Annotated in this window: 10 protein-coding genes; 2 read left to right on the forward strand and 8 right to left on the reverse strand. The window is 24.5% G+C overall.

Features of this window, described 5'->3' with window-relative positions; all coding sequences use genetic code 4:
* Positions 1-233: 233 nt before the first annotated feature.
* The 5 genes from uvrC to MYE_RS04395 all read right to left on the reverse strand — a co-directional run bounded on the left by uvrC (position 234) and on the right by MYE_RS04395 (position 6,740).
* Complete coding sequence (gene uvrC, locus MYE_RS02100) at positions 234-1,988, reverse strand: excinuclease ABC subunit UvrC (RefSeq protein ID WP_042733337.1); 1,755 nt, start codon at positions 1,986-1,988, stop codon at positions 234-236.
* A 5-nt stretch (positions 1,989-1,993) separates the two neighbouring features.
* Positions 1,994-3,238, reverse strand: coding sequence for a hypothetical protein (locus MYE_RS02105; protein WP_052491405.1), 1,245 nt, complete (start codon positions 3,236-3,238; stop codon positions 1,994-1,996).
* Positions 3,239-3,384: 146 nt separating this feature from the next.
* Complete coding sequence (locus MYE_RS02110; RefSeq protein WP_042733338.1) at positions 3,385-5,136, reverse strand: ribonuclease J; 1,752 nt, start codon at positions 5,134-5,136, stop codon at positions 3,385-3,387.
* 197 nt (positions 5,137-5,333) lie between these two features.
* Positions 5,334-5,654 (reverse strand): lipoprotein, encoded by a 321-nt coding sequence (locus MYE_RS04010; RefSeq protein WP_052491406.1) that lies wholly within the window; start codon positions 5,652-5,654, stop codon positions 5,334-5,336.
* A gap of 435 nt (positions 5,655-6,089) precedes the next feature.
* Positions 6,090-6,740 carry a lipoprotein gene (locus tag MYE_RS04395; RefSeq protein WP_052491407.1) on the reverse strand — a complete coding sequence of 217 codons (651 nt, stop codon included), beginning with the start codon at positions 6,738-6,740 and terminating at the stop codon, positions 6,090-6,092.
* A gap of 176 nt (positions 6,741-6,916) precedes the next feature.
* On the opposite strand from MYE_RS04395, the gene MYE_RS02125 reads away from it, so the two are divergent.
* The gene (locus MYE_RS02125; protein ID WP_042733339.1) at positions 6,917-8,197 is read left to right on the forward strand and encodes an IS3 family transposase; all 1,281 of its coding nucleotides are present in this window, start codon (positions 6,917-6,919) and stop codon (positions 8,195-8,197) included.
* 327 nt (positions 8,198-8,524) lie between these two features.
* Here the strand turns inward: MYE_RS02125 and MYE_RS02130 are convergent, their stop codons facing one another.
* The 3 genes from MYE_RS02130 to MYE_RS02140 all read right to left on the reverse strand — a co-directional run bounded on the left by MYE_RS02130 (position 8,525) and on the right by MYE_RS02140 (position 10,665).
* Complete coding sequence (locus MYE_RS02130) at positions 8,525-9,322, reverse strand: diacylglycerol kinase catalytic domain-containing protein (RefSeq protein WP_042733340.1); 798 nt, start codon at positions 9,320-9,322, stop codon at positions 8,525-8,527.
* Between the two features lie 115 nt (positions 9,323-9,437).
* A complete protein-coding gene (locus MYE_RS02135; RefSeq protein ID WP_042733341.1) occupies positions 9,438-10,157 on the reverse strand; it encodes an SDR family oxidoreductase in 720 nt (239 codons plus the stop codon).
* Between the two features lie 73 nt (positions 10,158-10,230).
* Positions 10,231-10,665 (reverse strand): hypothetical protein, encoded by a 435-nt coding sequence (locus MYE_RS02140; protein ID WP_042733342.1) that lies wholly within the window; start codon positions 10,663-10,665, stop codon positions 10,231-10,233.
* Positions 10,666-10,855: 190 nt separating this feature from the next.
* Between MYE_RS02140 and trpS the strand changes: the two genes are divergently transcribed.
* Positions 10,856-11,872 (forward strand): tryptophan--tRNA ligase, encoded by a 1,017-nt coding sequence (gene trpS / locus MYE_RS02145; protein WP_042733343.1) that lies wholly within the window; start codon positions 10,856-10,858, stop codon positions 11,870-11,872.
* Positions 11,873-11,905: the final 33 nt, after the last annotated feature.

Genomic DNA, 11,905 nt, shown 5'->3' on the forward strand with positions numbered 1-11,905 from the left:
ATTTCTTTCCTATAAATAAAATTAATTCTAATTTAAATTATATTACATTTTACTAAGTTTTAATCATCTAAATAACTTAGAATTGCATAAAAAAAATAAGCTTATTGCTAAGCTTACTTATAGTCCTACATTTACGTTAAGCATCCTCAAGGTCAGCAGGGCTGGCTAAGACTAAACCGCCGATCCAAATATTCTAAAATGAATACTTGCTATATCAATATAACACAAAATATTTAATCATTCAAATAATCTAATATTAATTGAGTAATCTTTTTATTTTTAACTACTTTATTCAACTCGTCAAAATCAGAATTTTTAATATTATCAATAGTTTTAAAATGTTTATATAATTCTTGACTAGTTTTTTTACCTACTCCTCTAATATTTAATAATTGATCTTGAATTTGATTGTGATATTTTTTTCTAAATCCAGATTTAGCATATTCATCAACTCTAATTTGAACACCAGACAATCAATTATAAAGTTTTTTAAATTGTTTTATCTCAACAGTTTGATCAAATATATCAATTAATGCTCTAGTTTTATGATGATCATCTTTAACTAATCCAATTACATCAATATTTAAATTTAATTGTTCTAAAACTTGTTTACAAGCTTTTATTTGAATATGTGATCCATCAACAATAATTAGATCAGGTAATGTATCATTAGTTTCTAATTTTTTAGTAAATCTTTTTTTAATCATAAACTTCATACGATCATAATCAGAAGTGTTAGTTGAATCAATATTATATTTTCTAAATTCATTTCTAATAGCTTTGCCGTTTTTATATACAACACAAGCTCCAGTTATAAATTGATTATAAATATTTGAAATATCAAACATTTCAATATAACTTGGATATAATCTAATATTTGATATTTGTTGAAGTGTAGTTAGAATTTCATCTTCACTTCCTAGATTAACATTATTTGATAATTTAGCTTTATTAGATAGTTCAATAGCATTTTGTTTTGCTAAATTAATTAGAATTTGATCTTGCTTATTTAAACTGTGACTTATAAAGTTTAAAATGTTTTGATCAATATCTAATAGTTCAATTTCGCTAGGAATTAATAAAATATCAGGAGTAATATTTTTATCATAAATTTGTTGTAAAAAACTATTTAATAATTCAACCACTTCTTGACTTTCATAATTTTGAACATACTCATCTTTAAAAGTTAATTGACCATTTCTATAAAATAAAATCACAAAACAAATTCTATTATCATCTAAATAATAATTTACAACATCAATATTTTTATCACTATTAAACTCAACATTTTGAGCTGTTGTAATAAATTCTAAACTAGCAAGTTGCTCTTTAATTTTTTGAGCTTGTTCAAATTGTAACAATTCACTTGCTTTGTTCATTTGATTAATTAAACTAGTTTTAACTTGACTAATATCACCTTTAAAAAACTTATCTACTTGTTTTATTTGATTTGAATAATAACTCGCATCAACTTGTTTAAAACAAGCTCCAGAACATTGGTTTAAATGATAATATAAACAAGGTTTATTTAAATTTCCTTTACACCTTTTTAAAGGAAATAATCTTTGTAAAGTTAATAAAATAGCTCTAGCATTACTTTTTAATGGTAAAGGACCATAATTTCTTAAAGCTTTTTTATTATACTTTCTTTCATATTTATAAGTTGGATCTTTTTGATTAGTAATTACAATATAAGGATAAGCTTTATCATCATTTAATAAAATATTATATTTAGGACGATATTTTTTAATTAGATTTTCTTCTAAAATTAAAGATTCTTTTTCATTATTTACAACAAAATAATTAATATCATCAATTTCACGAACTAATCTTGTAGTTTTAATATTATGAGCACGATTAAAATAAGAACTAACTCTTTTTTTAAGATTTTTAGCCTTTCCTACATATATAACTTGTTTTAAATTATTTAAATATAAATAACAACCTGCTTTATTAGGTAATAAATTAATTTTTTCTTCTAATTTCATAATCTTTATTTGTTAAAAGTAAGTGTATCATCATCTGATAATAATTTATCTAAAGTAGTATTTTTTTCTTCTTCAGTTTGTTGATTTTTATTTCACCCAAAAGGATTAATATCTCTTTGTTGTCAAAATTGTTCTCTTGCTTGTTCAATTGGAACATCTTTTTGATTCATTTTAATATTAATTAAATTAAGTTCTTTATCAAAATCTTTATCTTGATCATCTATTATTTGATCATCAATATTTAGATCATCTAAATTATAAGTTTGATCAATTTCTAGATCATATTTTAAATCATAATCATCTTCTAAAATAGCTTTAAAATCTTTTAATTCTTCTTTTTTAGCTTTCACATATGATGGTAGTTGAATAATTAAATCACTATTATTAACATCTTTATTATCAAATAATAAATTAGTATTCAAATTATCTATTTTATTTAAATTATTATTAACTTTTAGATCTTGATCATTTATTTGAATTTGATTTAATAATTCAGCATAAATTGGAGTATCTTTAGATGATAAATATAAAATTCTTAATGCTTTACCTCTTTTTTTATGTTTAGGTTTAAATAAATAAAATCCATCACCAGTTAAAATTCAATTAAAGTAAATAAATATAATAAAAATCACAATTATATAAGTAGTAGGCAGTGAAGTATATAATAATACAGCAATAATAAAACTACCTATAATTCCACCACCTAAATAAGGATTGAAATAATTTTGTGGATTAATTAAATAATCAGTTAAAACTTTATAGTTTTGTTTATTAAAAACTGAATGATTAATTCATTGTTGATTGTATGTTTTTATAATTTCATTAAAAATATTTTTTTGTCATAAAGCATTTATTTTATAAACACTTGAATTAGTTTGATACATTACAGTAAATAAAATTAAAGATGTTAAACATAAAATTATAATAAAACCAACTAAAAGCATTAATTTAAATCTTATTTTAAACTTAAATTTTATTTGAATAAAAATACATAAATCAAAAACTAATAATATTAAATAAACTAAATATTTAACTCAACCAAAAATATAACTAAATAAAAGATCATCAATTAATTGACCTATAATAGTAATACGAGCAAAACTAATTGAAATAAAAAGTAATAATAAAAAACCGTTTACTACTCAAGCAACTGAGTCTTGTTTATACTTTTTTTTCTGTCTTTTAAAAATAATAGTTTTGTCTTCATTATAAAGTTGTTGTTTATTTTTTATTACTTTTTGATCTTGCATTTTTTCTAATTCCTTTATTACTTTTTTATTATATCTAATAATAGCTTGACTCTTTTTATATATTTTAACAATCTTATTTTTACAAATCTAATAGTTGACTATAAAAGCGTTTTTTCTATTTTAAATAGAGTTAAACGCTTTTTTAATTATTGAACTTTTTTAGGTTTTGAATTAGTTTTAGTTTGATTGTTATGTCTTTTTTTAGTTTGTTTTGCAACAAAAACTTTTCCATCAGTTTCATTAATAATAGCTAAAACAATAGGGTTTTTTCCTGATTCTTGTCTTACTAAACTTCTTACTTTATTTGTTATTTCTTTTTTAATTTCACTTAGATCGTATTTATTAGGGTGTTGCTTAAATAATGTTTGACCTTCTAAAATTAAATTAGTTACTTCTTTTTGAATTATTTTAAAGATTGGATTATCTTCTTGAATGTATAACACTCCACGCATTTGAGTATCAATTAATGAAACTAATTCTTTATTTCTAGAATCAATTGTTGCACCAACTATAATTACTCCATCAGTTGCTAGTTGTTTTCTTTCATTTAAAACAATAGATCCAACATCACCAATTCCAACACCATCAACATAAGTATTACCTTCATCAGCCATATGTTCAGATATTGCTAAATGTTTTTTAGATAATACTAATGTTTCACCATTATCAATAATTCCAACATTACCAGGTTCTACTCCTGCTTCGATTGCTGCTTTTTCAGCTTTTAAACATTCTTTATACAATGCTTTAATTGGAATGAAATATTTAGGTTTTAATAATGAAGTCATCATTTTAATATCTTCATAACTTGCTCTCATAGATCAAATATTTTTATCACTTAAAGCAACTAATTTTGCATCAGTTCTAGCTAATTCATCTAAAATTTGAGCGTGTCTTTTTTCAATTCCAGCAGCAGGTGGAGTTGCTAGAATAATTACATCTTTTTCAGTAAATTCAACAACATGATCATTTCCTGTTGCTATTTTCATTAATTTAGAATATAGATCATCAGCATTACCTGAAATAATTAATACTCCATCATCTGATTGCATATATTCTTGAATACTAATTAATGAATCTTTATTAATTACTAAGTTTTCATGAATTAAATTAGATTTTAAAACTGCATCCATTGTTCTTCCATAAACTGCAATTTTTCTATTATTTTCAATAGCAGCCATACAAATTTCACTTAATTTATAAATATCTTCTTCAAATATTCCTACTACTATTTTTGTCTTCTTTTCTTTAAATGGTGCAGCTATATAACGATCAATTTTATGATTTGGAACAGTAAAGTCTTGACGTGAAGCAAACTCAGCATCTGAAATAAATGCTAGAACTCCTTTTTTAGCAACTTCTGAAATATAAGCAAAATCAGTTGAAAAATAAGATTGTTCTTTTCCATCAATAATATAATCTCCAACATAAATAATAGAACCTAAATCAGTACTAAAAGCATAACCAAGAGATTGAGGTGATGATGAAGTTGTTCTAAATACTTCAACTTTTACATTTCCTACTTTAATTACATCTTTATCTTTAACTGTTTTAAACATTTTTTCTTTATGTTTTAATCTCATTCTTTCGATTTTGATTTTTGCTATTAATTCAGTAATTTCATTACAATAAACAGGAACATCTATTTCTTTTAATAAATATCCTAATGATCCGATATTATAAGCACTAGGATTAGTTAAAAATACTGCTTTAATTTTTTTCTTATTTTGTTTAATATAGTCTAATTTAGGAATAACAGTATCAATTCCTAAAATACCTTTTTCTGGATATTTTAATCCAGCATCTAATATAAACATCTCATCATTGATTTCTAAAACGTAAAGGTTTTTACCTTTTTCGTCTTGTCCACCAAGAGCTGTAAATCTAATATTTGGCATTATAAAAAATTCCTTTCATTTTAAATATTATAAAATCTCACTAATCGCGTTTAATCGTTAGATTAGTTAAAAGTTTATTTCTTAATATATATTTTAACTTATAAATTTTTATTATTGAATAATAGAATTGTTTTAATAGTTAAGATGGCTTGTAATAATAAAAAAACAAGTCCTAAGACTTGTTTTAATATGAATTATTAAGCAGCTGGTGTTGGTGCTGGAGCTGTTCCTTCTCCACGAGCACCTTCTCCTGAACCTCCTCCAGCAGCGTCACTTCCTGATCCTCCGCCAGAAGCTCCTTCTGAACCTCCTCCAGAGTTATTACCTTCACCTGATTCTTCTTCTTTTTTATCTTTATCTTCGTCTTCTTTTTTACCTTCTTCACCTGAATTTGATTGATCACCAGGTTTTTTAGCGTCTTCAGCTGGTTTTTTAGCTTCGGTTTTACATGCTACAGCAACTGCACCAGTTGTAGCAACCATTGCAACTGATCCTAAAATTGTTAATAATTTTTTCATAAGTTTGTATCCTTCTCTAAATCGAAAATATATTTTAAATTTAAATAAGTACAACTAAAGTAAAGATTTTCACTTTTTGCAGTACTTAACTTTATTCTATTTTTTTTTTTTTTTGTTCAAGCGATTTACACAATTACTAGACAACAGTTGTAAAAATTATTTATCTTGGGTGTATTTCTTAATCCCATATATTTAAGACTTTTATGCGTTGTACTTTTTATAAAATATTTATGATATATTAATAAGGTAAATATTTTATATTTATAGATATAGGCGGACAGGTTCTAGCCGGCCGTTCCTACGAATTTATGACCTGGAGAAATAAGAAAATAGAACCATTACAACTTCTAAATGAAGTTGTTTTTTTATTTAATTAAAATGTTAAGAGTTGACATAAAAAAACAAGTCCTTAGACTTGTTTTTGATAAGTATAAATTATCTAGTAACAGGAGGAGTAACTGTATCTGTTCCGTTTCCACCTGATGGATTTGTAGCTGATTCTGAAGCTTTTAATTTAAATGTTACATCAACTGTTCCTTCGAATTTTGATTGGCTTTCTTCTTTTACAGAAATAGTAACTTTTTTATTACCATTATCAGCAGGTTTAGATTCACTTTTCACTAAATCAGTTACCTTTAATTCTCCAACTGTTTGTGAATTTTTTTCAATAACTTTTGCTAAGATATCATCTTCTTTAGCAATTTCACCTAAATCAAGATTTTTAATTAAATCAGATAGTTTTTTCTTAGCTGGAGCTGGTGTTGAGTCTTTAAATTTAACATCTTTTTCACCTTTGAATTTTTTGTTATCTGCTTTAGCTTTAATTTTAGCTCCATCTTTCGCTTCATTAACTGCAACTTCCACATCTTTATCTGTTAAGTTTAATCCTTCGTTTGCTTTGTTAACTGCTTCAATAATTTTGTCAGTTTTTTCTCAATCTGCTTTTGGTAAAGAAATTTCAGTAACTTTAATTTCTTTTGATAAATCTTTTACTGAATCTTTAGCTTCAGTTTTACATGCTACAGCAACTGCACCAGTTGTAGCAACCATTGCAACTGATCCTAAAATTGTCAATAATTTTTTCATATGTATGTACCTTTCTCTAAATCTAAAATATATTTCGAATTTAAAATAAGTACAACTAAAGTATAGATTTTTCACTTTTTTAGTGGTACTTAAGCTTGAGAGTAGGACAAAGTTATTAGACTCCCTAAGGGATAGACCCCCTAGGGGGTCTATTTTTTTTCAAAAAAGGAGTATTTATGAAAAGAGGAAAGCAACTAAGTGTAAGTGAGTGGTTAGAAGTATTTAAGTACTACAAAGAATATTTATCTCAAAATATTACTAAAAAAGAATTTTGTTATATTTATAGCAAAATTAGAAATTCTGAAAATTATTTACTTTCAGAAGAAGCCTTCTGATATTTATCTAGAAAATATAAAGATTATAATTTAGGTATGGAACTAAAAGAATCACAAACAGGAAAAGCACCTAAAAAAGGTAAAGGATCAGGTAGACCTAGAAAGAACAAAGAAGAATATGATAAACAAAGAAACGAAGTGATTAAAGAGATTGATCGCGAAGTTTTAGAATGGTTAATAACAGACCTTTTTAAAGAAGATATTTTAAAGAAAAATAAGGTTGACAATCTAGATGAACTGATAGAAAAAATTAAGAAAAAATTTGGAGAAAATATTTCTAACAAGGAAATAATGAAAATTCTTGGAATACCTAAATCAACTTTTTACTACAAAATCAAGAAACAATCAAAAGATAAGAAAGAAGCTGTTATAGAACACGCAGAAATAATTAGAGAAGCTTTTGCAAAACAAAACGGAAGATATGGTAGAGAAAGGCTATCAGCATATATTTTCAAGACATATGGCATTATTATTAACCCTAGAACACTAGGAAGAGCAATGAATAAATTAGGTCTTTTCTGTCACGTAAGAACAACGTGCAAGAAAAAGCGTGAATCAAAAAATACTAACGTGTATTATCCAAATATTGCTAATAGAGATTATAATGGACTACAAAACGATATTTATGCAAGTGATGTTAGTTACATTCCTGCTCCAATAGATGTAGAAGGAAGACATGTTTATTTATCTATCGTAATTCATCACAAAACAAAGAAAATTGTTAGTTATAATTTATCCATATATAATGACACTAATTTAATTATGACTCACATTAGAAAAACAAAATTTCCTAAAAACTTTATTATTCACACAGACCATGGTGTAACATATTCATCGAATGAATATCTTGAGTATATAAAGCAACGAGGTGGAGTGGTGTCAATGTCAAGAATAGGTAACTCTCTAGACAATAGAGAAGCTGAATATTTCTTTTCAATTTTAAAATCAGAAATGTTTTATAACTTTGAAAAGAAAGTAAAAGAAATGACTTTTAGTGAACTAAAAGAATGTATTAAAAATTTCATTGAGTGATATAACAATGAAAGAATATTAAAAAAATTCAAATGAAAAACACCTCAAGAACTATGAGGTGTGTATAATAAACATAACTATTTAGTCTAATAATTTTGTCCCGGTTTCCTTATTCTATTTTTTTTTTTTTTTTTGATTCAAGCGTTTTACATAATAACTAGACATTAGTCTTAAGATTAAAATATTAAAGTAACAAACTACTTTTTTAAATAAAAAAATAACTCCTTTAAAAGAGTTATAAATTATTGAAAATAGATATTATCTGTAATATATTAATAATGTAAATATTTTTATAAATATTTTATTTATAGATTGGCGGACAGGTTCTAGCCGGCCCTGCCTACCATTTGAGATGGCGAAATAAGGAAATAGAACCATTACAACTTCTAAATGAAGTTGTATTTTTTTATTTAATACCTAACTCTTAGTCTTATCATTTAAAACGAAAATATCATTTAATATTTCAGTTTTACTAATTTTATGTTTACTTAAGTTTAATAATTTAATTTTTTTACTACTTAATTTAACTAATAAGTTTTTTGATTCTAAATCATATTCAAAAGTATCAGCACTTAATCCTACTTTATCTAAACTTTCTAATTCTAATTTAATTTCTTGTTGATCTGAAAAAATAACAGGAGCATTTAATGTTCTAAATTTATTAGTTGAAACAGGCATTAACTCTTGCATTTCATATAATGACACTTCAGGATAGATTATTGCACCATTAGCTGATTTCATAAATCCAGTAGATCCACTAGGTGTTGAAAAAACTAAACCTGTTCCTTTAAATTCTTCTAAAAGTTCATCATTAATATAAATTTTTGTTGTTAATGGTCTTATGTGATTTGTAACTTTTATTTCATTTATTGCATAAACTTTTTTATCGTTAAAATTAACTTCTAATAAAGCAAGTTGAGTAATATTTGCGTTTTTTAATAAATCACAACAAATCGCTTCTTGTAAATCTTCAATTCTATTTTTATTAGTATAAAAACCAATTCCACCGAACTTAATTGGAGCAAAAACTAATTTATCTAATAAATGCTGATATTTATGAACAGCTACTAAAAAAGTACCATCGCCCCCAATTACAAAAACAATATCAGGATTTTTTTCATCTTCAACAAAATTATTTTTATTTAATAATTCAATTAAATCATTTTTAATACTATTTGTTTTATCATAGCTATTTGTTACTAAACTATATTTCATATCAATCAACTCCTTAATTGTTATTATATACATTTGATTAGAAATAACTTATCTAAACTTTACTTATATTTTAATTCAAGATTAAAAAACTCTAACAATATAGTTAGAGAATTATCTAAATTTCTGTTTCATTAGTATGAGCTATCATTAACTCTTTAATTGAAATGTGTTGAGGTAATTGATAAACATATAAAATAGTTCTAGCAATATCAATTGCAGCTAATCCTCCATCAATTTCATTAATAAATTGTATATGTTCATCTAATATTTCTTTTTTAGTTGAATTCAATAAATTAGTTGCAACTGTTCCTGGTTCAATTAAACTAAATCTAATATTTGTATGAGCTAATTCACGTCTTGTTTGTTCTGTAATTGCATTAACTGCAAATTTACTTCCATTATAAACCGCATGATCAGTATATGTATATCTAGCTGCAACACTTGAAATGTTAATTATAGTTCCATGATTTTGTTTGATCATACTAGGTAGTACTGCATCCATTCCATTAATTACACCTTTAACATTAATATCAATCATGTCATATTTTTGTTGAATGTTTTGATCAATATATTTATCTAAAATCATAATTCCTGCATTATTAATTAATAGATCAACTGGACCAAATTTTTCTTCAGCTAATTTAATTGCATTTTTAACTTCATCTAAATTTCTAACATCAACTCGTGCTGTCATACAATTATCTAAGTTTAAATTATCTAATAGTTCTTTTCTTCTAGCCATAATTAGTAATGGATAACCTAAACTAGAAAATAACTTAGCACACTCTAATCCAATACCACTACTTGCTCCTGTAATTACTACTAATTTTTTCATACTATCACCAAAAATATTATATTATAAAAAAATAAGCTTACTGATAAGCTTATTCTATAGTATTATTATTAATTTAATTTAAAGAATTTAAGATATCATTAACACTTGATTCTCATTGTTTATCAATTTGATTTGTTAATGACATAGCTTGATGAATTCAAATTATTTTTTGTTTAAAATTAGAGTTTTTTCAGTCATTAATATTTGTAATTTCTAATAACTTAACAACAAGATGTTCATTATCTAAAAGTTCTGTTTCTAATTTTTGTCTGAAAAATGAAACATTTTCAAGTGAGTATTGTAATTTGTTTTCACTAGATGATAAATTTCTAGTTTTACGTAATAGTTCTATTTCTTTTTTAATTAGTTGTTGTTGAAATAGATGAATCTCTTCTTTCATACTAGTTGTTGTTGAATTTGTCGGACAAGCACAAGAAACTACAGTAAATGAAACTTTCATCATTGAACTAAGTGAGAAAAATAAAATTAACTTTCTTCAAAACCTCATAATTTATCCTTTCTACAAAATAAAGATTTTGCAAAAGTCATCTGTCATATATCTACACTAATATTATAGTAAACAATTAAATATGTATAATTAAAATTGAAAAACTAAAGTAGAATAATTAAACAATAAAATACTTTTGATATTAAAATATAAAAAGTATAATTATATTATGAACTTTCAAGGAGAAATTATGGATAATAAACAAATAATGGTAAGTGGAATTACACCAAGTGGAACTATGACTTTAGGTAATTATTTAGGTGTTGTTAAACGTTTTATTGAATTTCAAAATGAACATGACTTATATATTTTCATAGCTAATTTACATGCGATAACTTTACCTCAAGATAAAGAAAAATTAAGAAAAAACACAAAAGAAATTGCTGCTTTATATTTTGCTTGTGGACTTGACATTAATAAATCAACTATCTTTTTACAATCAGATGTAACTCAACATTGTCAGTTAGGTTGAATTTTAACAACTCACACAACAATGGGTGAATTATCTAGAATGACTCAATTTAAAGATAAATCGGTTAAAGCTGAATCAATTAATGGTAAATCTTATATTCCAACAGGATTATTTGCTTATCCAGCATTAATGGCTAGTGATATTTTATTATATGATGCTAAATTTGTTCTAATTGGAATTGATCAAAAACAACATTTAGAGCTTACAAGAGATTTAGCTATAAGAATGAATAATAAATATGGAAAAATGTTTGAAGTGCCTGAACCATTAATTAGTGAGAAAACTGCAAAAATTATGGATCTACAAGACCCTACTAAAAAAATGAGTAAATCAAGTACTAATCCAAAATCAATTATTACAATGTTAGATACACCTGATCAAATTAGATCAAAAATTAAAGCTGCTTTAACTGATTCTGAAGATTTAATTAAATATGATCCAATAAATAAATCTGGTGTTTCAAATTTAATAACTATTTATTGTGAATTAACAAATACAAGTATAAGTGATGCTGAAAAACGTTGAGAAAATAAAAATTATAAAGATTTAAAAGATGATGTAACTGAGGTATTAATTAACTTAATCGATCCTATTCAAAAACGTTTTAAAGAATTATATAATTCAAAAGAAGTTGAACAATGATTAGAAATCGGAGCAGAAAGAGCTAGAAAAATAGCTAATAAAAAATTAAATAAAGTTCAAAACTTATTAGGTTTAAATTATAATAGAAAATAATTTTAGTAACTATTTAGTTACTTTTTTATTAGG

It is taken from the genome of Mycoplasma yeatsii GM274B (assembly GCF_000875755.1).
GTDB classification, from domain to species: Bacteria; Bacillota_I; Bacilli_A; order Mycoplasmatales; family Mycoplasmataceae; genus Mycoplasma; species Mycoplasma yeatsii.